Origin of the sequence: Streptomyces sp. NPDC060064, assembly GCF_042736455.1 — a bacterium.
Taxonomy (GTDB): domain Bacteria; phylum Actinomycetota; class Actinomycetes; order Streptomycetales; family Streptomycetaceae; genus Streptomyces.
This window is the reverse complement of sequence record NZ_JBHWWF010000008.1, coordinates 172,869-197,678: the sequence shown is the minus strand read 5'-3', so window position 1 is coordinate 197,678 and position 24,810 is coordinate 172,869. Positions and strand designations below refer to the sequence as shown.

Genomic DNA, 24,810 nt, shown 5'->3' with positions numbered 1-24,810 from the left:
CCGGTCACCGACGGGCCTCGTCACGGACCCGGTCACCGAGCCGGGCGGATGGGGGACTGTCAGTCCCGGCCCGTATTCTCTGTGACCATGCTCGACGACCGTACAACCGCAGCAACAGTGTGGCCGGCCGCGTACCCACAGGGGTACGCGGTCGTCGACGTGGAGACCACCGGACTCGCCCGCGACGACCGGATAATCTCCGCTGCGGTGTACCGCCTCGACGCCCGGGGCAATGTCGAGGACCACTGGTACACCCTGGTCAACCCGGAACGGGATCCGGGCCCGGTGTGGATCCACGGTCTGACCAGCGATGTGCTGGAGGGCGCCCCGATCTTCGGCGAGATCGCGGGTGAGTTCTCCGAGCGGCTCGACGGCCGGGTCCTCGTCGCGCACAACGCCATCTTCGACTGGTCGATGATCGCCCGGGAGTACGCGCGCGCGGAGCGGACCGCGCCCACCCGTCAGCGACTGTGCACCATCGCACTCTCCAAGGAGCTGCGGCTGCCGCTGCCCAACCACAAGCTGGCGTCGCTCGCCGCGCACTTCGGTGTCGTACAGCAGCGGGCGCACCACGCGCTCGACGACGCACGCGTGCTGGCCGAGGCGTTCCGGCCGAGTCTGCACACCGCGGCCCGCGACGGGGTGCGGCTGCCGCTGCTGGAGTGCCGCCCGCTGACCGAGTGGTCGGACTCCCCCGCCACCCCGCGGATCGGCTACCAGGCCTCGTACGGGCAGAGCAGTTGGCGGCCCTCGCGCAAACGCCCGCCCTGCCCCTATCCCAACCCCGGGCGGTACGAGGCGGACAGGCCGCTCACGCAAGGCATGCGGGTGGCCTTCTCCGGCGACACCTCCGTCGACCGCGAGCTGTTGGAGGACCGGGCGATCGAGGCGGGGCTGCATATCGCCTCCGGCGTCTCCCGGCTGACCAGCCTGCTGGTGACCAACGATCCGGAGGCGTCGACCTCGAAGACGGTCAAGGCGAAGTCGTACGGCACACCGGTCATCGACGAGGCGGCCTTCACCCAGCTGTTGCGGGACGTGGCTCCGGCACCCGCATCGGAGTGAACCCGGCGCGACTCGCCCGGCGACCGCTCGCCCCGTGGCGCCTCGCGTCCCACCCTGTGGCGCATGGCACGTTGCGAGGTATGCGGAAACGACTACGGCATGTCCTTCGAGGTGCACGCGCAGGGCGCGGTGCACGTCTTCGACTGCTTCTCCTGCGCCATTCACCGTATGGCGCCCATCTGTGAACACTGCCGGGTCCAGATCATCGGCCAGGGCGTCGAGGTCGAGGGCCACTGGTTCTGCGGCGGGCACTGCGCCCGCGCCGACGGGAGGGCGGGCATCGTCGACAAAGTCTGATCCCACGGCCCACAACCCACGGCCCCAGGCCCCGCGCCCGGGGGCCGCACCCCGACCCCCACCCGCCGCACCCCATGGCCCGAGTTGTACGGTCATGGGGTGTACCGCTTCCTGTTGTCCCGGCAGTGGGTGATCCTCACCCTCATCGCCCTCGTCCTCATCCCCGCGATGATCGAGCTGGGCTTCTGGCAGCTTCACCGGCACGAGCACCGGGTCGAGCAGAACACCCTGATCTCGCGGAACCTCAAGGCGAAGCCCGTCCCCGTGACCGAGCTCACCTCCCCGGGGCACACCGTCCCGCGCACCGACTACTGGCGCCAGGTCACCGCTACCGGCACCTTCGACACCGCGCGCGAAGTCGTCGTACGCCGCCGCACCTCCGCCGACGACCGGGTCGGCTTCCATGTGCTGACCCCGCTGGTCCTGGCCGACGGCCGGTCGGTCCTGGTCAACCGTGGCTGGGTCCCGTCCGCCGCCGACCAGAAGTCCTTCCCGCCCGTACCCGCCGCGCCCAAGGGCACCGTGACCGTCACCGGCCGGCTCAAGGCCGACGAGACGACGAGTGCCAGCGGAATCAAGGACCTGTCCGGTCTGCCTCCCCGCCAGATCATGCTGATCAACAGTGCCCAGCAGACGAAGTCGCTGGGCCGGCCCGTCCTCGGCGGCTATCTGGAACAGAGCGGGCCCGAGCCCTCCGGCGGCAACCCGGAACTGATCCCCGAACCCGACCACGAGTCCATCGGCCCGCACATGGCGTACGCGGTCCAGTGGTGGCTGTTCGCCGCGGCCGTACCTGTCGGCTGGGTGACACTCGTACGCCGCGAGAAGCGCGACCGCCAGTCGGCCGAGGCCGGGAGCGCCCCGGAGCCGGCCCCCGCGACTGCTTAACGGCCGCGTTCGGCGGGAACACGCCAAAGCGTGACCCAACGTATCGAGGACTACGCGCTCATCGGCGATCTGCAGACCGCGGCGCTGGTGGGCAAAGACGGTTCCATCGACTGGCTGTGCCTGCCCCGCTTCGACTCGCCGGCCTGCTTCGCCGCGCTGCTCGGCGACGAGGAGAACGGCCACTGGCGGATCGCCCCCAAGGGCGCGGGTCCGTGCACCCGCCGCAGCTACGTCGGTGAATCGCTCGTCCTGGAGTCGGTGTGGGAGACCCGGACCGGCACTGTGAAGGTCCTCGACTTCATGCCGCAGCGCGACACGGCGCCCGATGTCGTCCGGATCGTGGAAGGCGTCAGCGGCACGGTCGAGATGAACGCGACCCTGCGGCTGCGTTTCGACTACGGCTCCGTCGTGCCGTGGATGCGGCGCTCGGACGGGCACCGGGTGGCGATCGCGGGCCCCGACTCCATATGGCTGCGCAGCGAGCCGCAGGTCAAAACCTGGGGACAGCAGTTCAGCACCCGCTCGTCGTTCACGGTCGGACCGGGCGAGAAGGTGGCGTTCGTCCTCACCTGGCATCCCTCGCACGAGCCGCGGCCGGGGCTCGTCGACCCGTTCGATTCGCTGGAGCAGAGCCTGGAGGACTGGACCCAGTGGTCCTCGCGCTGCCGGAGCGACAGCCCGTACCACGAGGCCGTCGTCCGCTCCCTGATCACTCTCAAGGCACTCACCTTCGCGCCGACCGGCGGGATCGTCGCCGCGCCCACCACGTCACTGCCGGAGGAGATCGGCGGCGTACGCAACTGGGACTACCGCTTCTGCTGGCTGCGTGATTCCACCCTCACGCTGGACGCGCTCATTTCGGCCGGCTACCTCGACGAGGCCGCGGCCTGGCGCGACTGGCTGCTGCGGGCAGTGGCCGGCGACCCCGCCGATCTGCAGATCATGTACGGGCTGGCCGGCGAGCGCCGGCTGCCCGAGACGGAGCTGCCGTGGCTGAGCGGGCACGAGGGCTCCGCGCCGGTCCGTACTGGCAACGCGGCCGTACACCAGCTGCAGCTCGATGTGTACGGAGAGGTCATCGACTCCCTCCATCTGGGGCGGGAGGCGGGCCTGTCCTCGGAGGAGCACGCCTGGAATCTGCAGCTCAGCCTGCTCGGCTTCCTGGAGTCGAAGTGGCGTGAGCCGGACGAGGGGCTGTGGGAAGTACGGGGCGCGCGCCGCCACTTCGTGCACTCCAAGGTGATGTCGTGGGTCGCGGCGGACCGTGCCGTACGCACCCTGGAGCAGCGCCCCTCGCTGCGCGGCGACGTGGCACGGTGGCGGGCGATGCGGGACGAGGTGCACCGGGAGGTGTGCGAGAAGGGGTACGACCCGGTACGGAACACCTTCACGCAGTCGTACGGCTCCGAGGAACTCGACGCCGCGGCGCTGCTGATCCCGCGGGTCGGCTTTCTGCCGCCCGACGATCCACGGGTGATCGGGACGGTGGACACCGTACGTGCGGAGCTCGGCCACGACGGTCTGGTGCGCCGCTACAGCACGGACAACAAGGCGGTCGACGCGCTGCCGGGAGGCGAAGGGGCGTTCCTGGCCTGCTCGTTCTGGCTGGCGGACGCGCTGCGGATGACGGGCCGGGTGAAGGAGGCCAGGGAGCTCTTCGAGCGGCTGCTCACCCTGCGCAACGATGTCGGTCTGCTCGCCGAGGAGTACGACCCGGTGAGCGGGCGCCAGGTCGGGAACTTCCCTCAGGCCTTCAGTCATATCGGGCTGGTGAACACGGCCCTCGCACTGGGCGGGGAAGACACGGCAGGATAGGCCCATGGATCTTGGACTGAAGGACCGCGTCTATATCGTCACGGGTGCGTCGCGGGGGCTGGGCCACGCATCCGCCCGTGCGCTTGTCGCCGACGGCGCGAAGGTCGTCATCAGCGGGCGCGGCGAGAAGGCGGTCGCGGACGCCGCCGCGGAACTCGGCCCGAACGCCGTGGGTCTCGCCTCCGACAACGCCGACCCGGCGTCGGCGGAGCGCCTCGTCGCGGCGGCGCGGGCACAATTCGGACGCCTCGACGGCGTACTGATCAGCGTGGGCGGCCCGGCACCGGGCTTCGCCGCGGACAATACGGACGAGCAGTGGGAGGCGGCCTTCCAGTCGGTCTTCCTGGGCGCGGTGCGCCTGGCCCGCAGCGCGGCGGCGGCGCTGGGCGAGGGCGGCGTCATCGGCTTCGTCCTGTCCGGCTCGGTCCATGAGCCGATCCCGGGGCTGACGATCTCCAACGGCCTCCGTCCGGGCCTGGCCGGTTTCGCCAAGTCCCTCTCGGACGAGCTGGGCCCGCGCGGCATCCGGGTCGTCGGCCTGCTGCCGGCCCGTATCGACACGGACCGGGTGCGCGAACTCGACGCGCTGTCGGGCGACGCGGAGGCGGCACGTACGGCGCACGAGTCCCGCATTCCGCTGCGGAGGTACGGCACCCCGGAGGAGTTCGGCAACGCCGCGGCGTTCCTGCTGTCGCCGGCGGCGTCGTACTTGACGGGAGTGATGCTCCCGGTGGACGGGGGCGCGCGGCACGGGTTCTAGGGCGTTGCGGGGCGCCCCCCTCAACTCACCCGTTGCGCCCCATGCTTCGCCGCCCTGAGGCGGACCTCCGCCGGTAGCGACGCCAGGCCCGCCGAGTCCCGTGCGTGTGCCACCGCCTCGTCGGTCAGGCGCGCCAGCGTCTCGACGGGCGCCGCGTGCGGTTCCAGCAGCAGGTCCACCCGGGCCTCGGGCGTGCTCCGGCGGCCGGTCAGTCTCACCCGGGCGCGGGCGACCCCGTCCAGGGCCTTCGTCTCGCCCTCCAGTACGCCCTCCAGCGCGCGGCCCCGCAGCAGCGCGCCCTCGCCGTCGCCGCTGTCGACCAGGACCTCCGCCAGCCGGGAGCGCCGCAGTTGGGCGAGCAGCCACCACACGGCGAGCAGCACCAGCACCGCGAGCGCCGCGATGACCGTCGGCCACCACCAGCCCTCGTCCCGCCAGCGGTACCGGTCCGCCCTGCTCAGCAGCACATCGTGGCGCCCGTCCCAGGGCCACCAGGACGGCACGGAGAGCCCGGCCCCCGCCGCCATGACCGCGCCACCCACGCAGAGCAACACCAGCCCGGCCAGGCCCAGCAGGAACCGGTTGACCACTCGCAGCTTTGCGCCCATCGCGCCCTCACCTCTTCTTCGCCGGCGGCCTGACGACGTGTACGGCCAGGGCCGGCGGCCTGGCGAGGCCGAGTTCCTTGATGGCGGTGGCCAGCGCCGAGTCCAGATCGGCGCGTACGTCGTCGAGTTCACGGAAGTGGGACTGCGCCCGCACCGAGACCCTGGCGCGTCCCATCCGTACGCGTGCGGACTGCACCCCGGAGACCTCCATCGCCCGGTCCCGCAGCACGAGCGCCGCGGCCGCCCGGTGAAGACCGGCGCGTACGGCAGGGGTGTCGCGGCGCATCGGCAGCAGCGACCGCAGTCCGGGTGTCACAGCGAGGACGATCAGACCGACGCCGAGGAGCATCACGACCCCCGCGCACGCCAGCACCCCCACCTCCTCCAGCCGCCATTTCGCGAGATGCTCCGCGGTGGCGCGGCGCCATTGCATGGCCGGGCGGTCGGCCCGTACCGCCGCGATGTCGTACAGCAGCAGACCCGCGCCGCCGAGCACCACCACCGCCAGCAGCCCGGCCGGGACCCGGCGCACCGACCAGAAGCGTCCGGCCCTGCCGCCTTCGCCGTCCAGGACCGGAACCGGCTCGTACGCCGCTGCCGATGCGGACTGGTCCAGATCGAGTACGGGTGGTGCGGACTGTGGCTCGCTCATCGGATCCTCCCCTGAGCCGCGCTGCGCGAGTGGGCGGAGTGCAGCCGCTCGACCAGCACGGCCACCTCGGGCACGTCCATCCCCGCCAACGCCTTTACCCGCTGGACGACTCGATGACGCACGGCACCGCACTGAGCGCCGATGTCGGAGGGATAGTCGAGTTCGAGGCTGACCCGCACCCGGGCGGCGTCATGGTGGACCGTCACCGTGGCGTGGGGTGGTGAGCCGCCCTCCGGTACGCCGTCGAGCGCTTCCCGCGCCGCCTGCGAGGCGATCTTCGCCACGACCCGGTCGGCGATCGTGGTCGCGCCGCGCTCGGCGGCCGCGACGCTCCCCCTGCCTCCGGCGGGGGGACCCCCGGCGGCCACGGCGTCACCGCCGCCGGTCGCCGCGGTCACGACCCCGGAAGAAGTAGCCGGGTTCCAGGTCGCCCTCGAGGAAGCGGCCTGCGACAAAGCCGACCACCCCCAACGCGGCCACCAGCAGGAAGGCGCCGAAGCCGCCGAAGTATCCGGCGAAACCGAGCGCCATGCCGGCCATCAGGCCGACCACCGCCATGCTCATCGTGAGCTCCTCTACTGGAGACGCGGCTCCGGCTCGTCCTCTTCTTCATCGGGCAGTTTCACATCGCTGACCGCGATATTGACCTCGACGACCTCGAGACCTGCCATCCGCTCCACCGCCGAGACGACGTTCTCGCGGACCGCGCGGGCGACTTCGGTGATGGAGACGCCGTAGTCGACGACGATCTCGATGTCGAGGGCCGTCTGCACCTCGCCGACCTCGGCCTTCACGCCTCGGGTGACATTGGACCTGCCGCCGGGCACACGGTCGCGGACCGCGCCGAGGGTACGGGAGAAGCCGCTGCCCATCGCATGGACACCGAGCACTTCGCGGGCCGCGAGTCCGGCGATCTTCTCCACCACGCCGTCGGCGATGGTGGTACGGCCGCGGGACGCGGGATCACCGCCGCCGCGTTTGATCCCCGGCGGCTTTCTGAGACCTTCGCCCGAGCCCGACGGATCGTTACCAGCGGCCTCGGACCGGTTCCACTGAGCGGTGTCGTTCATCGCCGTTCGTCCTTTCCGGGCGGTGGTGGACTCCGCTGCCCACATTAAGTGCGGTTGCCCGGTTTCGCGCCAGGGATGCTGCAGGCTGGAGCAGTGACCACTGCTGATGCGGTACGGCGACGGCTCGGCCTCGGCAGGCTGCTGCCGCTGGGCGGGGCGGCGGACGGGGCCTGGCTGACCGAGCAGGCGGCCGGCACGGTGCTGCGGCGCGCGGCGGCCGGGGTACGGGGGGTGGTGCTCGGGCGGCTCAGGCTGGGGCTCGCCGACCCGGACTCGACGGCTCGGCCTGCCGTACCGACTCCGCCGAGCGCACTGCCGCCGGGGCCGCTGCGGATCGAGGCGGATTTCGCGGCCTCGGCAGTGGAGCCGCTGCCGGCTGCCGCGGCGGCCCTGCGCGCCGCGCTGTTCACGGCCGCGGTGGATCTTCTGGGGCTCGAGGTCTCGGAGGTGGATCTGCGGGTGACGGAGCTGCTGGACAGCGCCCCGGAAGCCCCGGCCCCCGCGCCCCCACCCGGGGGACGGGCCGGGGTACGGGCCGTCACCGCGAGCGACCCGGCGGGCACGGCGGCATCCGGAGCGCCGGGTGTCGCACATCTGACGGCCGCGCTGGGCACGGCGGTGCACCTGGCCCCCGGCCATGTCCGCGTCGAGGTGGCGACGGCGAGCGGGTATCACCCGCTGGATGTGGTCCGGGCGGTCCGCGAGGCGGTGACGGCGGCGCTCGCGGACGGCCGCCCGGTGACGGTGCTGGTCACCTCGGTACCGGCATGACCCGGTACCTGCGTGAACCGGTACCTGCGTCGGTACCGGCGTGAACCGGGGCGGTACCGGCGTGAACCAGAGTGCTACCGGGGTGACCAGGGTGGCCGGGCGGATCAGTCCGCAAGGCCCGCCAGGTCGCGCAGGCGGCGCGCCTGCGCCGCGCGCTCCGCGGTGCGCTGGTCCTCGTACGAGCGGGTGCCCGCACCCTGCAGCAGCGCCTTCGTCTCGATCACCGCGTCCCGCGGCGCCGCCAGCAGCGCGGACGCCAGGTCCCGTACCGCACCGTCCAGTTCATCAGCGGGCACGACGAGGTTGGCGAGACCGGTACGCTCCGCCTCGTCCGCGTGGACGAAACGGCCGGTCGCGCAGATCTCCAGCGCGCGGGCGTAGCCGACGAGCGACACCAGCGGGTGCGTGCCCGTGAGGTCCGGGACGAGCCCGAGGCTGGTCTCGCGCATGGCGAACTGCACGTCCTGCGCGACGACCCGGAGGTCGCAGGCGAGGGCGAGCTGGAAGCCGGCTCCGATCGCATGGCCCTGGACGGCCGCGATCGTCACGACATCGCTGCGGCGCCACCAGGTGAACGCTTCCTGGTACTCGGCGATGACCGCGTCGAGCTCCTCGTCGGAGCCCCGTGCGAGGTCGAGGAAGGACGGCTCGCCGTCGAAGCCCTCAGGCGTGAACGCCTGCCGGTCGAGACCGGCGGAGAAGGACTTGCCTTCGCCGCGCAGCACCACGACCCGCACATTGCCCGGCAGTGACCGTCCCGCTTGCGCCAACGCCCGCCACAGAGCGGGAGATTGGGCGTTGCGCTTGTCCGGGTTGGTCAGGGTTACCGTGGCAACCGCGTCCTCGACGGTGAGCCGTACGCCGTCCTTGTCGAGCACAGAGTCGAGCGAAGCCATGGGGTGCCTCCGGTTCGGGAACAGTCACTGCAAACGAAGATAAGTGACTGCACAGTAACCACCCGGTCGACCCTGCGACCGACCGGGTGGCCACCGTAGAAACCGGTGGGCCGAAGGAAGCCTCGGTCGTCAGGCCGAGGCGGCCTTCTTGCCTCGCGTCGCTCCGCCGCGTCCCCGCAGCGTGACTCCGGACTCGCTGAGCATCCGGTGGACGAATCCATAGGAGCGGCCTGTCTCTTCGGCCAACGCCCGGATGCTCGCACCGGAGTCGTACTTCTTCTTCAGGTCTGCCGCGAGCTTGTCACGCGCGGCGCCGGTAACCCGGCTGCCCTTCTTCAGAGTCTCGGCCACCCGTGCCTCCTCATGGGAAGTGCGCTCTGGACTCTCATGATCACCCCTAGAGAGCTTCCTGGCCACCCATTCGGCAAGGTCCGTGCGACAAGCTTTGCCGTGCGCCGAGCGGACATCACTACCGGAATCTCTGATTCCGCAGGTCGGTGTTCGCACGTCCGAACGGGTTCCCGGCAGAAGTGCCAGGTCAGCGCAGCGCAAGGGGCACAGGCAGGACCAGAGGCCCGGACGGAAGGAATCCGCTCGGTGCCACACCGTGGTACGAGACGTTCTCACACAGATGATGGATCACCCGTAAGCCGAATGATCCATACGGAGTGGATCAGCGGCGGATCAGCGGCAGAGCAGTCCGGACCGGGACGGGGCGGGGCGGGGCGGGGCGAGCCGGGATCAGGCGAGCGACACCAGGTCCGCGTAGTCCGCGCCCCACAGATCCTCGACCCCGTCCGGCAGCAGGATGATCCGCTCCGGCTCCAGCGCCTCGACCGCGCCCTCGTCGTGCGTGACGAGGATGACGGCGCCCTTGTAGGTGCGCAGCGCGCCGAGGATCTCCTCGCGGCTGGCCGGGTCGAGGTTGTTCGTGGGCTCGTCGAGAAGCAGGACGTTCGCGGACGAGACGACCAGGGTGGCCAGCGCGAGACGGGTCTTCTCACCGCCGGAGAGCACCCCGGCCGGCTTGTCGACGTCGTCACCGGAGAAGAGGAACGAACCGAGCGTCTTGCGCACCGCGACGAGGTCGAGGTCGGGCGCGGAGGAGCGCATGTTCTCCAGGACCGTGCGGTCCGGGTCGAGCGTCTCGTGCTCCTGTGCGTAGTAGCCGAGCTTGAGACCGTGACCCGGGGTGACCTCTCCGGTGTCCGGCCGCTCCACGCCCGCGAGCAGCCGCAGCAGTGTCGTCTTGCCCGCGCCGTTGAGGCCGAGGATGACGACGCGCGAGCCCTTGTCGATGGCGAGGTCCACATCGGTGAAGATCTCGAGTGAGCCGTACGACTTGGACAGGCTCTCCGCGGTCAGCGGGGTCTTGCCGCAGGGTGCGGGATCGGGGAAGCGCAGCTTGGCGACCTTGTCGGAGACACGTACCGCCTCCAGACCGGACAGCAGCCGCTCGGCGCGCTTGGCCATGTTCTGCGCGGCGACGGTCTTGGTGGCCTTGGCGCGCATCTTGTCGGCCTGGGAGTTGAGGGCCGCGGCCTTCTTCTCGGCGTTCTGGCGCTCGCGCTTGCGGCGCTTCTCGTCGGCCTCGCGCTGCTGCTGGTAGAGCTTCCAGCCCATGTTGTAGACATCGATCTGCGAGCGGTTGGCGTCCAGGTAGAAGACCTTGTTGACGACCGTCTCGACGAGGTCGACATCGTGGGAGATCACGATGAAGCCGCCGCGGTAGGACTTCAGGTACTCACGGAGCCAGACGATCGAGTCGGCGTCGAGGTGGTTGGTGGGCTCGTCGAGGAGCAGGGTGTCGGCGTCCGAGAAGAGGATGCGCGCGAGCTCGACGCGGCGGCGCTGACCGCCGGAGAGCGTATGCAGCGGCTGGCCGAGCACCCGGTCGGGCAGTCCGAGCGCGGCGGCGATGGTGGCGGCCTCGGCCTCGGCGGCGTAACCGCCCTTGGTCAGGAACTCCGTCTCCAGGCGCTCGTACTTCTTCATCGCCTTCTCGCGGGTGGCGCCCTTGCCGTTCGCCATCCGCTCCTCGTTCTCACGCATCTTCTTCAGTACGGAGTCGAGGTCCCGGGCGGAGAGGATGCGGTCGCGGGCGAGGGTGTCGAGGTCGCCGGTACGCGGGTCCTGCGGGAGGTAGCCGACCTCGCCGGAGCGGGCGATGGAGCCGGCGGCGGGGATGCCCTCACCCGCGAGGCACTTGGTGAGCGTGGTCTTGCCCGCTCCGTTGCGGCCTACCAGGCCGATGCGGTCGCCTTTGGCGATACGGAAGGAAGCGGACTCGATGAGGACGCGTGCGCCGGCGCGCAGCTCGATACCGGAAGCGGTGATCACGGAAAGACTCCAGGGCGGTATGGACGGCGGAAGGGACGGACGTGGGAGCTTCGACGCCGTCTAATGCGCAAGGAGAATTGCCATACGAACCAGTCTAGCGGGGCTGTGCAAGTGCTTTACGCCTACGAGGCGGCCGCCGACGGCGGGGACGGCGCGGTGCAGGCGAGCCGGCCGCGGAGTCAGCGGGCCCCCGGAGTCGTACGACAAAAGGGGCGAGAGGTACCGGCCTGGCCGATACTCGGCGCAGGGCGGCGGGCTGCCGCGCCCGTGGAGCAGAGGGTGATGGCCCATGCAGTTCGACGACGACGCCGATCTGGACACTTCCGAGGTCCAGGATGTGCGCGGCAGCCGCATTCCCGGCGGCAGGGCCACCGTCGGCGGCGGCATCGTCGGCGTCATCGCGTTGATCCTGGGGCTCCTCTTCGGGGTGGGGCCCGACCAGCTCGGGCTGTCGTCGGGCGACACCGACCCGGCAGCGACGGCGTCGTCGCAGGCGCAGGTCAATCAGGCGTGCAGGCGGGGCTCGGACGCCAACACCAGGGAGGACTGCCGGATCGTCGCGGTGGTCAACAGTGTGCAGGACTACTGGCGGGCCGAGTTCCCGCGGCGCCAGGGGCGTTACTCGGACGCGCAGACAGTCATGTTCACGGGCCGGGTGGGTACGGCGTGCGGGACCGCGACCTCGGCGGTCGGCCCCTTCTACTGCCCCGGCGACCGGAAGGTCTATCTGGACCTCGGCTTCTTCGACGAACTGCGGACCACGTTCGGGTCGAGCGGCGGTCCGTTCGCCCAGGCGTATGTGGTGGCCCATGAGTACGGCCACCATGTGCAGAACCTGACAGGCGCACTGCAGCGGGCACAGGACGGGGGACAGGGCGCCAACAGCAATGCCGTGAAGGTGGAGTTGCAGGCGGACTGCTACGCCGGGGCGTGGGCGCACCATGCGACGACCACGCCCGACGAGGCCACCGGCCGGCCGCTGCTGACCTCGCTGACGGCGGCGGACATCCAGGACGGCCTGAACGCGGCGGCGGCGGTCGGCGACGACCGGATCCAGGAGAAGTTCCAGGGCCGGGTCACTCCGGAGACCTGGACGCACGGCTCGGCTGCGCAGCGCCGGCAGTGGTTCTACAACGGCTTCCGCACGGGCGACATGGCCCGGTGCAACACTTTCGCCTGAGCGCCCGACTGCCGGGCGTTGTCAGTGGCCGGTGCAAGACTGAGACACAGATCACACCCCTACCGTCGAGCATGAAGGAGTGATCGAGATGTCGCAGTCACCGAGCATCTGTCCGACGCTGGTGTACACGGACGCGAAGGCCGCGATCAAGCAGCTCACCGAGGCCTTCGGCTTCGCCGAGCACGCGGTGTACGAGGACGAGGCAGGCGCGGTGCTGCACGCCGAGCTGACCTTCGGCAACGGCATGGTGATGCTGGGGAGCAAGGGCACCGGCAGCGAGTTCGACAAGCTGATGGAGGGCGGCGGGCCGACGGGTGTGTTCGTCCATGTCGACGATGTCGACGCACATCACAGCCATGCGGTGGAGCATGGCGCGGACATCGTGATGCCGCCGACCGACCAGGACTACGGCGCGCGTGACTACATGGCGCGCGATATCGAGGGCAATGTGTGGAGCTTCGGCACGTACACACCGGGGGCGGAGGAGTCCTAGCCTCCCCCGCCACGCGCCGACATCCGCCGCCGCTCGTCGGCTTCCGCCGCGTTCGGGCCCGGCTAGACGCCTCCGGTGTGCACCTGGAACGCGGCCCGGCGCACGGCCTTGGCCAGGGCCGGGTCCGGGTGCGCGGCAGCCAGCGCGACCAGGACCTGGACGGTACGGGGGTGGCCGCCGGCCCGGACCTCGTCGAGCAGCGCCGGGACCGTGCCCTGCACCGCGGAGTCGAGATGGCGCAGCAGCAGCTGGGGCTCGCCGTGGTCGGCGACGGCCGCCGCGGTGTCCACCCAGAGCCAGGTCGCTTCCTCACGGGTGAGGACCTCGGCGGCGTCCTCGGGGTCCGCTCCCTCGTACTCGGCGAGCCAGAGCAGGACGTAGGGGCGCAGCGAGGGCTCGTCGGCGGCTGCGCGGACGTCTGCCTCGGCGGGGGCGCCGACAACGCGCAGGGCCTCGAAGGCGAGTCCGCGCAGCAGGGCGTCCTCGCCACGTGCGACGCCGAGGAGCTCGGCTACCGCGCTGGAGACGGTGCGGGCCGCGAGCCAGGCGCGGTACTCGGCGCGGGCCGGGCCGGGGGTGAGGCGGGCGCAGCCGCGCAGCATGTCTTCGGCGGGCTGCTCGATATTGCCGGCGGGGCTCTGTGCGGCCACGCAGATCTGCTCGAGCTTGACCCAGACCGCCCAGTTGCCGAGCGGGGTGAGCGTGGCGGACCGGCCCTGGTCCAGGGTCAGGGCGCCGACGGCGGAAAGGCCCTCCAGAGCCCAGTCGAGAAGAAGGGAGACAGGAACGTCCGGCCGGGACTCGGGGTCGGACCCGGGCCCGGACTCGAGCTCGGTCTCCAGCTCGGTCTCGAGCGCGGTCTTGGCCTCGGAGTCGGCGCCGACGGCCCGTGGTTCGGACTGAGGACCGTGGGCGACCTCGCAGCGCTCCTCGCGCAGTTCCACGACACGCTGCTGCAGGAGGTCGAGCAGGACCGGTACGAGCACGGGGCCGGCCGACAGCTGGAGGAGGGAGAGCACCTGGGGGACGGCCTCGACGACCTCGGCGACCGCGCTGGGGGCGACATCGTCGGGCGCGGGATGGACCAGCGACCAGGCGTCGAAGAGGGCGACCCAGCCGCGCAGCACGGCCATGTCGTCACGGTCCCAGGCGCGCAGCCGCCAGCCGGGGCGTGCGGTGTCGCCGTGCAGCTCGACCAGGCCGGCGAGGCGGGCGCGGTCCCAGCCCGCGCGTACCTGGCGCGGGGTCAACTCCAGGGCGGCCGCGGCCCGATCCTGGGCGCGGTCGGCAAGCGGGGCGGTGCTGGGGTCCCGCTCGACGGCGGCCCAGCGGGCGATCCGTACGGCGTCGGCGAGGACCGCCCGCGCCTGGCGGGCGAGCTCGGCGGGGGCCGGCGTGCCCTCGGGAGGCCGCGGGACAGGCCGGGTGCGCCGGGTCGTCACGGCCCGCCGTGCGGCGGCCAGCGATCGCGGGCGGACAAGACGGAGTCTGGAGTTGCGCGCCAATTGCTCATCAGGCTTTCGGGACGTCACGGGGAGCAGTCTTCCCGCTGACAGCCCGAAAGCCCAAACGGAACCTGGTCGGCCGGACTGAGCGGCCGTCCTGCCAGGCATTACCCGTCGGCTGTCCAGGAACTACATCGGGCAGGAACTACATCAGGGGGGTGAGGAAACGGCGGAGGGCTTCCTCGTAGCGTGTCGGGTCGGCGTTCCACATCGCGGCGTGCGGGGCATGCTGGACGGTCTGCAGGCTGATCAGCTGCGGGCGGCGGGCGGCGAGTTCGCGGGACGGAAACCACGGCGCGAGGGTGTCGTCCGGGCCGTGGTAGATCAGCGTCGGTACGCGCATCGTGTCCGGGTCCGCGGCCTCGAGCAGCCGGTCGCCGTGCAGTCCCGTTCTGCCCTGCGCAGCCCTGACGGCGAGCGTCAGCAGCGGCCCCGGGGTGCCCCGGGCAGCGGCCAGATTGCGCAGCGTGGCTTCCCAGTCGAGGACCGGTGAGTCCAGTACGAGTCCGTTGATCCGGTCGCGCAGCGCGGAGTTGGCCGTGGCGTGCAGGGCCATCGAGGCGCCGGTGGACCAGCCGTGGAGGACGATGCGCTGGGCGCCGTAGCGCACGGCGTAGCGGATGGCGGCGTCCAGGTCGCGCCACTCGGAGTCGCCGAGGTGACCGAGGCCGTCCGGGGATCTGGGGGCGCCGAGATCTCCGCGGTAGGCGAGGGCGAGCACCGGGAACCGGTGGGCGTGCAGAAACTTCATGATGTTCATGGGGTGTTCCCGTGTGGCGCCCAGGCCGTGCACAGTGATCACCCAGGTGTCGCGGGCGCCGGGTACGAACCAGGCGGGCAGCGCGCCCAGTTCGCCGGGGATGTCGATATCGCTGTACTTGAGGCCGAGCGCGCTGCCCGGGTCGCCGCTGTGCACCTGCGGGGTGAGCCGCACCCGGGTGCCCGGTTCCAGGCTGCCGTGGGTGACGCGTTCCAGTCGGCGTACGACGGTGTCGGCGGCGTGCGGGACATCGTCGAGGACGGGGCCGACGACCGCGTGGACGTCCGGGCCCTCGATTCCGTACGTACCGGGGCGCAGCGAGGCGAGGCTGCGGGTCAGCGTCAGCCGGCCCGGGGCCGTGGCGTGCACGGTGAGCCGGGGGTCACCGGGCAGGGGCCGGCCGGGCGGCGCCTTGAGCGCGAGGTCGCTGGCGTAGCGGCCGGCCGCTATCGCGGCCGCGCCGACACCGATCAGAGTGGTGACGGCTACCGCCGTCGCTGTTGCCGGGCGCACCGTTCCAGTGTCGGCACCCCCGCGCCGTGCGGCCAGTGGACGGGGGCCGCCGGTGTCTGCGGAGGCCTCCGGCGCCGAGGCGGTCGGCACGTCAGCGGGGCCGGCCGTAGCTCTGAAGCTTGTCCGCCACCTCGTGCAGCTGGGACCGGGAGAGCAGGGTGGGCGAGTAGCCGGGCAGCGCTGCGGCGGTCAGCCAGAGCCGGCACATCCACTCCAGCTGGGCGGTGCGGTCGTAGGCCTGGTCGAGGGAGTCGCCGTAGGTGACCGTGCCGTGGTTCTGGAGGAGGCAGCCGGTGCGGTCCCGCAGGGCGCACAGCATGTTCTCGGCCAGCTCCTCCGTTCCGTACAGGGCGTACGCGGCGACGCGCACGGGGCCGCCGAGGGCGGCCGCCATGTAGTGGATGAGCGGCAGCTCGGGGACGAGGGTGGAGACGGCGGTGGCGTGCACGGCGTGGGTGTGCACGACGGCGACGGCGGTGGTGTTCCGGTAGACCTCGAGGTGCAGCGGCAGCTCGCTGGTGGGGGCGAGATCGCCGAGGACCTGGTTCCCGTCGAGATCGACGGCGACGGCGTCCTCGGGAGTGAGCCGGTCGTAAGGCACTCCGCTCGGGGTGACCAGGACGAGTCCGCCGACCCGTACCGAGACATTGCCCGAGGTGCCTACCACCAGGCCTTCCGCCGCTGTTCTGCGGGCCGTGGCCACGAGGTCTTCCCACGCCCGCTCGATCGCGTCCTGCCGCACCTGATCGGTCATGCGGCGATCCTGTCAGGCGGGGCCGGGAGGCCACAGAGGTCACGGTGACGGAGATCACTCAAATCACCAGAAAAGGCGCCTTCCGCGCCGCCGCTCCCGCCATCGCCGCGGTGATCGGCGAGCGGAGTGACGGATCCTCACTTGCGGACACCGCAAAGCCCGTCTCAGTTCATCTTCCGTTCACCCAGATTAACTACGTTCGCCGAGCCACTGACGTCAAACGATTGCCTGGGTAAATGGAACACATCACCTTGCTGCTCGCGATTGTGATCGCGACAGCTCTCGTGTTCGATTTCACGAACGGTTTCCACGACACCGCCAACGCGATGGCGACGACCATCTCGACCGGCGCTCTGAAGCCCAAGACGGCGGTGGCCATGGCCGCCGCGCTCAACCTCGTCGGCGCGTTCCTGTCGGTGGAGGTCGCCAAGACGATCTCCAGCGGCATCGTCACCGAGTCAGGCATCACACCCGAAGTCATCTTTGCTGCGCTCGTCGGCGCCATCCTCTGGAACCTGATGACCTGGCTGATCGGCCTGCCGTCCAGTTCCTCGCACGCCCTCATGGGCGGTCTGATCGGCGCCACCATCGCCTCGGTCGGCGTCAGCGGCGTCAATGGCGGCACGGTCGTCACCAAGGTGCTGATCCCCGCGATCGCGGCCCCGCTGGTCGCCGGCCTCGCGGCGTTCCTCGCCGCCCGGCTGACGTACAAGATCGGCAAGAACGCCGACGAGAAGGCCACCGCAAAGGGCTACCGCGCCGGCCAGATCGCCTCGGCGGGCCTGGTCTCCCTGGCCCACGGCACCAATGACGCCCAGAAGACCATGGGCGTCATCACGCTGGCGCTCGTCGCCGGCGGCGTCCTCTCCCCCGGCTCCAACCCCCCGATGTGGGTCATCCTCTCCGCCGGTCTCGCGATCGCGATGGGCACCTACCTCGGCGGCTGGCGCATCATCCGCACCCTGGGCACGGGCCTCACCGACCTCCAGCCGCAGCAGGGCTTCGCCGCCCAGACCAGCGCGGCCAGCGTCATTCTCGCCTCCTCCAACCTCGGCTTCTCCCTGTCGACCACGCACTCCTGCTCCGGCGCCGTGATGGGCGCGGGCCTGGGCCGCAAGGGCGGCGTGGTCCGCTGGTCCACCGCCACCCGGATGTTCGTCGCCTGGGGTCTGACCCTGCCGGCCGCGGGTCTGGTCGCCGCGGGCTCGGAGTTCGTGTCCAGGCAGGGCGACTGGGGTGTCGCGGTCGTCGCGGCCTTCCTGATCGGCGCCTGCGCCGCGATCTGGTTCATCTCCCGCCGCCAGGTGGTCGACCACACCAACGTCAACGCGGTGGACGCCGACGCCGAGCCCGCGGGTGTCGTGACCACCGCCATCGCGGCCGTCACCCCGCCGCCGGCCGGCACGCCCGCGCAGGACTTCAAGACCACCATCCCGGCTCCGGCCCCCACCGACTCCGAGCCGACGCAGCCGGCCACGGTGTAAGGACAGATCAGCATGAACATCGACTGGGCAGCTCTCGGCTCCGTCTTCGGCGTGAGCCTCGTCGCCACCGTCGCCCTCGTGGGTCTGTTCACCCTGGGCATCGTCGGCCTGACCAAGCAGGAGTCGGCGGCCGCGCAGGGCGGTTCCGCGGCCCTGGCACGCACCGGCGCGTACGCCTGCTTCGCGCTCTGCGCGGCGGCCGTGGCGTACGGGATCTATCTGATCGTCATCTGACGGCACGGTTCACCGGCTTCACGAGTTGCATCAACCGCTTCACAGGCCGGGCCGGGCACCCCTTCGGGTGACCCGGCCCGGCTCTCGCGTCGCGGGCGACGTGACGGTACGGCCCGTTTTCGACACCTGGCGGAAAACCGCCCCACATGTGTGCCCCAACACACTCTTGCATCGCAGGTCAAAGGCAAGTTGACGGTCGTTCTCGCAGCGTGGTGGACTGCCGAAGCCATCTACGGCGGCAGAAGAGGAAGCCGGTGCAAATCCGGCGCGGTCCCGCCACTGTCACCGGGGAGCAGTCCCCGGAAGCCAGGAACTCTCACCGCCGGTCACGTCGAACCAGGGCGCGGACACCCTGAGTGAGGACATATCGCCATGCCCGGCTGCGGTTCAGTTCCTGCTGTGAGTACGAGGGTCGTTCGAGGCGAAGCGTCGGCCTGAACCCATGCGTGCCGACCGTGAATTCGTGTACGGCGCCACCGCCGGCCTGGCCGGCGACCTGCTGCTCGGCGATCCCCGCCGCGGGCATCCGGTCGCCGCGTTCGGGCGGGCCGCGGGCGCTGTCGAGCATGTCCTGTGGCGTGACCACCGTGGCTGGGGCGCACTGCACACCGCCGTGTGCGCCGGAGGCGCCGCGGGTGCCGCCGCGGTTCTCGCGCGCGGTGTACGGGGCCGCGGCCGCGCATCCGTCGCACTGATCGCCGCGGCCACCTGGGCCGTCGTCGGAGGTACGTCGCTGGGCCGCGAGGCGCGGGCCATCGGCGGCGCGCTCGCCGCCGGTGACGTGGACGTGGCGCGGGAGCGCCTGCCGCATCTGTGCGGGCGCGATCCGCAGGCGCTGGACGAGCAGCAGATCGCACGCGCCGTCGTCGAGTCCGTCGCCGAGAACACCTCCGACGCCGTGGTGGGCGCGCTGGTCTGGGGCGCCGTCGCGGGCGTGCCGGGTCTGGTGGGGTTCCGTGCCGTCAACACGCTGGACGCGATGGTCGGGCACAAGTCGGCCAAATACCGGAGGTTCGGCTGGGCCTCGGCGCGGCTCGACGATGTGGCCGGCTGGCCGGGGGCCCGGCTCACCGCGGGACTCGCGGTTCTCGCGGGCGGGGATGCGCGCGGAGCCGTACGGGCCTGGCGGGCCGATGCGAAGAAGCACCCGAGCCCGAACGCGGGCCCGGTGGAGGCTGCGTTCGCGGGGGCGCTCGGCGTACGGCTGGGCGGGACCCTCTCGTACGGCGGCCGGGTGGAGCACCGTCCCGTACTCAACTCCACCGGGCGCCCGGTGGAGTTCGGCGACATCGAACGCGCCGTACGGCTCTCGCGGCGCGTCGGCTGGCTGACACTGGCGACCTGCGCGGCGGGCCGCCTGGCGGGTCACGCACTGCGCGCGCGGCGCGCGGGAAAGGGGCGGGGATGAGCAGGCGCAGAGGCGGCGGGCTGCTGGTGGCGGGGACCACGTCCGACGCGGGCAAGAGCGTCGTCACGGCCGGGATCTGCCGATGGCTGGTGCGGCGGGGGGTGAAGGTCGCGCCCTTCAAGGGGCAGAACATGTCCCTCAATTCGTTCGTGACGCGCGAGGGCGCGGAGATCGGCCGGGCGCAGGCCATGCAGGCGCAGGCCGCGCGCGTGGAGCCGAGCGCGCTGATGAATCCCGTGCTGCTCAAGCCGGGCAGCGACCGGTCGAGCCAGGTGGTCCTGATGGGCAAACCGGTGGGCGAACTGAGCGCCCGCGGGTTCTTCGGGGGGTCTGAGGGGGCGTCCCCCGGGAAAATGCTGCGCGGTGGGCGGCAGGAGGCGCTGCTCGGGACCGTCGTGGAGTGCCTGGAGGAGCTGCGGGGCACGTATGAAGCCGTGATCTGCGAGGGGGCGGGCAGTCCGGCCGAGATCAATCTGCGGCGTACGGACATCGTGAACATGGGCATCGCGCGAGCGGCACAGCTCCCGGTGCTGGTGGTCGGAGACATCGACCGCGGTGGGGTCTTCGCCTCGTTCTTCGGGACCACCGCGCTGCTCAGCGCCGAGGATCAGGCGCTGGTCGCCGGATACATCGTCAACAAGTTCCGCGGCGATGTGTCGCTGCTGGAGCCCGGTATCGAGATGCTGCGCGGGCTGACCGGGCGGCACACATACGGGATTCTGCCGTACGCCCACGGGCTCGGCATCGACGAGGAGGACGGGCTGCGGGTCTCGCTGCGCGGCGCGGTACGGGAGTCGGTGGTCGCGCCGCCCGTGGGCGAGGACATACTGCGGGTCGCGGTCTGTGCCGTGCCGCTGATGTCCAACTTCACGGACGTGGACGCGCTGGCCGCCGAGCCGGGTGTCGTCGTGCGGTTCGTGGACCGGGCCGAGGAACTTGTCGACGCCGACCTGGTGGTCGTGCCGGGAACCCGGGGCACGGTCAGGGCCCTGGAGTGGCTCAAGGAGCGCGGGCTGGCCGACGCGCTGGCGCGCCGGGCTGCCGAGGGGCGGCCCGTGCTCGGTGTCTGCGGCGGTTTCCAGCTCCTCGGCGAGCACATCGAGGACGAGGTCGAGTCGCGGGCGGGCCGTGTCCAGGGGCTTGGACTGCTGCCCGTGCGGGTGCGGTTCGCGCGCGAGAAGACCCTCGCCCGGCCGGTCGGCGAGGCCCTGGGTGAACGCGTGGAGGGCTACGAGATCCACCACGGCGTCGCCGAAGTACTCGGCGGCGACACGTTCATCTCCGATGGCGACGGACACAGCCTGGACGGCTGCCGGGTCGGCGCCGTCCGGGGTACGCACTGGCACGGATCGCTGGAGAGCGACGGCTTCCGCCGGGCGTTCCTGCGCGACGTCGCCGAGGCCGCGGGCCGGCGGTTCGTGCCCGCGCCCGACACCAGCTTCGGCGCGCTGCGCGAAGAGCAGCTGGACCGCCTCGGCGATCTCATCGAAGAACACGCGGATACGGATGCGCTGCTGCGGCTCATCGAGTCGGGCGCACCCTCAGGACTTCCCTTCATCGCACCTGGAGCGCCATGAGCACCGAGAGCACCGTGCTGTTGCTGTCCACCGCCGATACGGATCTGCTGGCGGCCCGGGCCTCCGGCGCGCCCTACCGCATCGGCAATCCGACCCGTATCGATGTGGCGGAGGAGCTGCCCGCGCTCATCGCGGGCGCGTCCGTCGCGGTCGTACGGCTGCTCGGCGGGAAGCGGGCCTGGGAGGACGGGCTCGCGGTCCTCAAGGCGTCCGGGATTCCGACCGTGCTGCTGGGCGGCGAGGCGGTGCCCGACGCGGAGTTGATGGCCGAGTCGTCCGTGCACGCGGGTGCTGTCGCGGAGGCCCTGCAGTATCTCGTCGAGGGCGGGCCCGGGAACCTCGTCGAGCTGTCCCGGTTCCTGACGGAGGACGTGCTGCTGGCCGGTCACGGTCGTGCCGCGGACGCGCGGGACAGGCACAGTGCCGAGCCGCAGAAGATGCCGGAGTGGGGCGTGCACGGCGCGCGTGCGTATGTGGAGGGGCGGCCGAGCGTCGGCGTGCTCTTCTACCGCGCGCACCAGCTCTCCGGCAACACCGGATTCGTCGACACGCTGTGCGACGCGATCGAGGCCCGCGGGTCCAACGCCCTTCCCGTGTACTGCGGTTCGCTGCGCGGCGCCGACGCCGAGCTGTACGAGCTGCTCGCCAGGACCGATGCGCTGGTCGCCACGGTGCTGGCGGCGGGCGGCACGCGGGCGAGTGACGCCAGCGCCGGCGGGGACGACGAGGCCTGGGACATCGGCGCGCTCGCCGAGCTCAATGTGCCGGTGCTGCAGGGACTGTGCCTGACCTCGTCGAAGGCCACCTGGGAGGCGTCGGACGCGGCCCTGTCCCCCATGGACGCGGCGATGCAGGTGGCGATCCCCGAGTTCGACGGGCGGATCATCACGGTCCCGTTCTCCTTCAAGGAGCAGGGCCCCGACGACGTGCCGGTGTATGTCGCCGACCCGGAGCGCGCCGGACGCGTTGCCGGAATCGCCGTACGCCACGCCCGGTTGAAGCACAAGCCGAACGCCGAGAAGAAGCTCGCGCTCGTCTTCACCGCCTACCCGACCAAGCATTCACGGGTCGGCAACGCCGTCGGTCTCGACACCCCGGCGTCCGCCGTGCGGGTGCTGGACGCGCTGCGCGACGCCGGTTACGCCGTGGAGGGCTACCCCGACAACGGCGACGAGCTGATCCACCGGCTGATCAACGCCGGTGGTCACGATGTGGAGTGGCTGACCGAGGAGCAGCTGGCCGCCGCCCCCGCGCGCGTGCCGCTCGCCGACTACCGCGCCTGGTTCGACAAGCTGGAGCCGGACCTGCGCGACGGAATGCTGGAGCACTGGGGCGAGCCGCCGGGCAGCCTGTACGTCGACGGCGACGAGATCGTGCTGGCGTCCCTGCAGTTCGGGAACGTCGTCGTGATGATCCAGCCGCCGCGCGGCTTCGGCGAGAACCCGATCGCGATCTACCACGACCCCGATATGCCGCCCTCGCACCACTACATGGCGGCGTACCGCTGGCTGGACAACAGCTTCGGCGCGGACGCGATCGTGCACATGGGCAAGCACGGCACCATGGAGTGGCTGCCGGGCAAGGGGCTCGGACTGTCGGCGGGCTGCGGTCCTGACGCGGTGCTCGGCGAACTGCCTCTGGTGTACCCGTTCATCGTCAACGACCCGGGCGAGGGCACCCAGGCCAAGCGCCGCGGTCACGCCACCGTCGTGGACCATCTGGTGCCGCCGATGGCGCGTGCCGACACCTACGGCGACCTGGCCAAGCTGGAGCAGCTGCTCGACGAGTACGCGCTCGTCAGCGATCTCGACCCGACGAAGGCGCCGGCCGTACGGGCGCAGATCTGGACGCTGGTGAAGGCCGCGGAGCTGCACCACGATCTGCATGTCGACGAGCAGCCGGACGACGGCGAGTTCGACTCGTTCGTCATGCACATCGACGGCTATCTCTGCGAGATCAAGGACGTCCAGATCAGGGACGGTCTGCACATCCTGGGCGGCGGCCCGGAGGCCGAGGCCCGGGTCAATCTCGTACTGGCCGTGCTGCGCGCCTCTCAGGTGTGGGGCGGCACGGCGAACGCGCTGCCGGGCCTTCGGGCTTGTCTCGCCGAGCACTTCGGCCTGGTGGAGAAGGAGCTGCTCGGCGAGCCGGGTGCGCCGGTGAAGGTGCCGGTGGAGCTCACGGAGCTGGTCGAGGGCCCCGCACGGACCGGTGCCGACGCGATCGATCTGCTGGAGCAGCTGTGCCGACGGCTCGCGGAGGGCATGGAGGAGCGCGGCTGGGAGGTGTCCGCCGCGGCCGGTCTGGTGGCTGAGGTGCTGGGCAGCGCTGTGCCTTCCGGGGTGACACCCCCTGGACCCCTCTGCCCGGACGCGGTGGCCGTGCTGGGCTTCGCCTGCGCGGAGGTCGTGCCGCGACTGGCCCGTACGACGGACGAGATCGACCATATTCTGCTGGCGCTGGACGGCGGATACGTACCGGCCGGTCCTTCCGGGTCACCGACGCGCGGTCTGGTGAATGTGCTGCCGACCGGCCGCAACTTCTACTCCGTCGACCCCAAGGCGATTCCGTCCCGGCTGTCGTGGGAGGTCGGCCAGGCGCTGGCCGACTCGCTCGTGGCCCGCTATCTCACGGACACGGGTGAGTACCCCAAGTCGGTGGGTCTGACGGTGTGGGGCACATCCGCGATGCGCACCCAGGGCGACGACATCGCCGAGATCCTGGCGCTGCTGGGCTGCCGGCCGGTCTGGGACGACGCGTCGAGGCGGGTCACCGGCTTCGAAGTCGTGCCGGTCGCCGAGCTGGGCCGTCCGCGCATTGATGTGACGGTGCGCATCTCCGGCTTCTTCCGGGACGCCTTCCCGCATGTGGTGGGGCTGATCGACGACGCGGTACGGGCAGTGGCGGAGCTGGACGAGCCGGCCGAGTCCAACTACGTACGGGCGCATGCCGACGAGGACACCGCCGAGCACGGCGACCGGCGGCGCGCCACGGCCCGGATCTTCGGCTCGAAGCCGGGTGCCTACGGTGCGGGGCTGCTGCCGCTGATCGATGCGCGGAACTGGCGCAGCGACGCCGACCTGGCCGAGGTGTACGCGGTGTGGGGCGGTTATGCGTACGGGCGCGGGCTCGAAGGGCGGGCGGCGCGCGGGGACATGGAGACGGCGTTCCGGCGGATCGCGGTCGCCGCGAAGAATGTCGACACCAGGGAGCACGACCTCGTCGACGCCGACGACTACTTCCAGTACCACGGCGGGATGGTCGCGATGGTGCGGCATCTGACCGGTGAGTCGCCCGAGGCGTATGTGGGTGACAGCGCCACGCCGGACCAGGTGAAGACGCGCACGCTGGGTGAGGAGACGCACCGGGTGTTCCGGGCGCGGGTGGTCAATCCGCGCTGGATGGCGGCGATGCGGCGGCACGGCTACAAGGGCGCGTTCGAGATGGCCGCGACGGTGGACTACCTGTTCGGGTACGACGCCACGGCGGGTGTCGTGGATGACTGGATGTACGAGAAGCTCTCCGCGGAGTACGTCTTCGACCCCGAGAACCGCGCGTTCATGGAGAAGTCGAACCCGTGGGCGCTGCGGGGCATCACGGAGCGGCTGCTGGAGGCGGCGGACCGGGGGCTGTGGGCGGAGCCGGACGCGGAGACGCTGGAGCGGCTGCGGGCGACGTATCTGGAGCTCGAGGGTGATTTGGAGGGGGACGCGTGAGGGTTGCGCCTGCAGCGGGCTGCA

General features: G+C 71.3%; 24 protein-coding genes and 1 riboswitch. Of the genes, 13 read left to right on the top strand and 11 right to left on the bottom strand.

Annotated elements, in window-relative coordinates:
- Window positions 1-87: 87 nt before the first annotated feature.
- From ACFWDI_RS13095 to ACFWDI_RS13075, 5 genes are all read left to right on the top strand, one after another.
- Complete coding sequence (locus ACFWDI_RS13095; protein ID WP_385303527.1) at window positions 88-1,065, top strand: DEDDh family exonuclease; 978 nt, start codon at window positions 88-90, stop codon at window positions 1,063-1,065.
- Window positions 1,066-1,128: 63 nt separating this feature from the next.
- Window positions 1,129-1,362 (top strand): hypothetical protein, encoded by a 234-nt coding sequence (locus ACFWDI_RS13090; RefSeq protein ID WP_266542878.1) that lies wholly within the window; start codon window positions 1,129-1,131, stop codon window positions 1,360-1,362.
- Between the two features lie 99 nt (window positions 1,363-1,461).
- Window positions 1,462-2,250, top strand: coding sequence for an SURF1 family protein (locus ACFWDI_RS13085; RefSeq protein WP_385303526.1), 789 nt, complete (start codon window positions 1,462-1,464; stop codon window positions 2,248-2,250).
- A 30-nt stretch (window positions 2,251-2,280) separates the two neighbouring features.
- Entirely contained in the window at window positions 2,281-4,065 is a 1,785-nt protein-coding gene (locus ACFWDI_RS13080) for a glycoside hydrolase family 15 protein (RefSeq protein WP_385303525.1), read from the top strand.
- 4 nt (window positions 4,066-4,069) lie between these two features.
- Entirely contained in the window at window positions 4,070-4,825 is a 756-nt protein-coding gene (locus ACFWDI_RS13075) for an SDR family oxidoreductase (protein WP_385303524.1), read from the top strand.
- A 20-nt stretch (window positions 4,826-4,845) separates the two neighbouring features.
- Here the strand turns inward: ACFWDI_RS13075 and amaP are convergent, their stop codons facing one another.
- From amaP to ACFWDI_RS13050, 5 genes are read right to left on the bottom strand one after another with little or no spacing between them, the layout of a single operon-like run.
- Entirely contained in the window at window positions 4,846-5,433 is a 588-nt protein-coding gene (gene amaP / locus ACFWDI_RS13070) for an alkaline shock response membrane anchor protein AmaP (RefSeq protein WP_385303523.1), read from the bottom strand.
- A 7-nt stretch (window positions 5,434-5,440) separates the two neighbouring features.
- Window positions 5,441-6,085, bottom strand: a complete 645-nt coding sequence (locus ACFWDI_RS13065) for a DUF6286 domain-containing protein (protein WP_385303522.1) — start codon at window positions 6,083-6,085, stop codon at window positions 5,441-5,443.
- Window positions 6,082-6,453, bottom strand: a complete 372-nt coding sequence (locus tag ACFWDI_RS13060) for an Asp23/Gls24 family envelope stress response protein (RefSeq protein ID WP_385303584.1) — start codon at window positions 6,451-6,453, stop codon at window positions 6,082-6,084. The genes ACFWDI_RS13065 and ACFWDI_RS13060 overlap by 4 nt, the downstream gene beginning before the upstream one ends.
- A 4-nt stretch (window positions 6,454-6,457) precedes the next feature.
- Window positions 6,458-6,649 (bottom strand): hypothetical protein, encoded by a 192-nt coding sequence (locus tag ACFWDI_RS13055; RefSeq protein WP_327322774.1) that lies wholly within the window; start codon window positions 6,647-6,649, stop codon window positions 6,458-6,460.
- Between the two features lie 11 nt (window positions 6,650-6,660).
- Window positions 6,661-7,155, bottom strand: coding sequence for an Asp23/Gls24 family envelope stress response protein (locus ACFWDI_RS13050; protein WP_385303521.1), 495 nt, complete (start codon window positions 7,153-7,155; stop codon window positions 6,661-6,663).
- Window positions 7,156-7,230: 75 nt separating this feature from the next.
- Between ACFWDI_RS13050 and ACFWDI_RS13045 the strand changes: the two genes are divergently transcribed.
- Complete coding sequence (locus tag ACFWDI_RS13045; RefSeq protein ID WP_385303519.1) at window positions 7,231-7,926, top strand: hypothetical protein; 696 nt, start codon at window positions 7,231-7,233, stop codon at window positions 7,924-7,926.
- Window positions 7,927-8,030: 104 nt separating this feature from the next.
- Here the strand turns inward: ACFWDI_RS13045 and ACFWDI_RS13040 are convergent, their stop codons facing one another.
- The 3 genes from ACFWDI_RS13040 to abc-f all read right to left on the bottom strand — a co-directional run bounded on the left by ACFWDI_RS13040 (window position 8,031) and on the right by abc-f (window position 11,162).
- Window positions 8,031-8,822, bottom strand: coding sequence for an enoyl-CoA hydratase/isomerase family protein (locus tag ACFWDI_RS13040; RefSeq protein ID WP_362688398.1), 792 nt, complete (start codon window positions 8,820-8,822; stop codon window positions 8,031-8,033).
- 129 nt (window positions 8,823-8,951) lie between these two features.
- On the bottom strand, window positions 8,952-9,173 hold the full coding sequence (locus ACFWDI_RS13035; RefSeq protein ID WP_006123601.1) for a helix-turn-helix domain-containing protein: 222 nt from the start codon (window positions 9,171-9,173) through the stop codon (window positions 8,952-8,954).
- A gap of 390 nt (window positions 9,174-9,563) precedes the next feature.
- Window positions 9,564-11,162: a ribosomal protection-like ABC-F family protein gene (abc-f, locus tag ACFWDI_RS13030; RefSeq protein ID WP_385303518.1), complete on the bottom strand. Its 1,599-nt coding sequence runs from the start codon at window positions 11,160-11,162 to the stop codon at window positions 9,564-9,566.
- Between the two features lie 289 nt (window positions 11,163-11,451).
- Between abc-f and ACFWDI_RS13025 the strand changes: the two genes are divergently transcribed.
- Both ACFWDI_RS13025 and ACFWDI_RS13020 read left to right on the top strand, forming a co-directional pair.
- A complete protein-coding gene (locus ACFWDI_RS13025; RefSeq protein ID WP_385303517.1) occupies window positions 11,452-12,342 on the top strand; it encodes a neutral zinc metallopeptidase in 891 nt (296 codons plus the stop codon).
- 88 nt (window positions 12,343-12,430) lie between these two features.
- Complete coding sequence (locus ACFWDI_RS13020; protein WP_385303516.1) at window positions 12,431-12,835, top strand: VOC family protein; 405 nt, start codon at window positions 12,431-12,433, stop codon at window positions 12,833-12,835.
- Between the two features lie 62 nt (window positions 12,836-12,897).
- Here ACFWDI_RS13020 and ACFWDI_RS13015 read toward each other — a convergent pair whose 3' ends face one another.
- From ACFWDI_RS13015 to ACFWDI_RS13005, 3 genes are all read right to left on the bottom strand, one after another.
- On the bottom strand, window positions 12,898-14,367 hold the full coding sequence (locus ACFWDI_RS13015; RefSeq protein WP_385303514.1) for a hypothetical protein: 1,470 nt from the start codon (window positions 14,365-14,367) through the stop codon (window positions 12,898-12,900).
- Between the two features lie 118 nt (window positions 14,368-14,485).
- A complete protein-coding gene (locus tag ACFWDI_RS13010) occupies window positions 14,486-15,613 on the bottom strand; it encodes an alpha/beta hydrolase (RefSeq protein WP_385303512.1) in 1,128 nt (375 codons plus the stop codon).
- Between the two features lie 91 nt (window positions 15,614-15,704).
- Window positions 15,705-16,367: a class II aldolase/adducin family protein gene (locus ACFWDI_RS13005; protein ID WP_385303511.1), complete on the bottom strand. Its 663-nt coding sequence runs from the start codon at window positions 16,365-16,367 to the stop codon at window positions 15,705-15,707.
- 236 nt (window positions 16,368-16,603) lie between these two features.
- Between ACFWDI_RS13005 and ACFWDI_RS13000 the strand changes: the two genes are divergently transcribed.
- The 5 genes from ACFWDI_RS13000 to cobN all read left to right on the top strand — a co-directional run bounded on the left by ACFWDI_RS13000 (window position 16,604) and on the right by cobN (window position 24,786).
- Window positions 16,604-17,851: an anion permease gene (locus ACFWDI_RS13000; protein ID WP_385303510.1), complete on the top strand. Its 1,248-nt coding sequence runs from the start codon at window positions 16,604-16,606 to the stop codon at window positions 17,849-17,851.
- Window positions 17,852-17,863: 12 nt separating this feature from the next.
- Window positions 17,864-18,085: a hypothetical protein gene (locus ACFWDI_RS12995; RefSeq protein WP_362688416.1), complete on the top strand. Its 222-nt coding sequence runs from the start codon at window positions 17,864-17,866 to the stop codon at window positions 18,083-18,085.
- A 195-nt stretch (window positions 18,086-18,280) separates the two neighbouring features.
- Window positions 18,281-18,422: riboswitch (cobalamin riboswitch) on the top strand.
- Window positions 18,423-18,527: 105 nt separating this feature from the next.
- Window positions 18,528-19,493 carry a cobalamin biosynthesis protein gene (locus tag ACFWDI_RS12990; RefSeq protein WP_385303507.1) on the top strand — a complete coding sequence of 322 codons (966 nt, stop codon included), beginning with the start codon at window positions 18,528-18,530 and terminating at the stop codon, window positions 19,491-19,493.
- Window positions 19,490-21,070, top strand: coding sequence for a cobyric acid synthase (locus tag ACFWDI_RS12985; protein ID WP_385303506.1), 1,581 nt, complete (start codon window positions 19,490-19,492; stop codon window positions 21,068-21,070). The genes ACFWDI_RS12990 and ACFWDI_RS12985 overlap by 4 nt, the downstream gene beginning before the upstream one ends.
- Complete coding sequence (gene cobN, locus ACFWDI_RS12980) at window positions 21,067-24,786, top strand: cobaltochelatase subunit CobN (protein WP_385303505.1); 3,720 nt, start codon at window positions 21,067-21,069, stop codon at window positions 24,784-24,786. Before ACFWDI_RS12985 ends, cobN begins: the two co-directional genes overlap by 4 nt.
- Window positions 24,787-24,810: the final 24 nt, after the last annotated feature.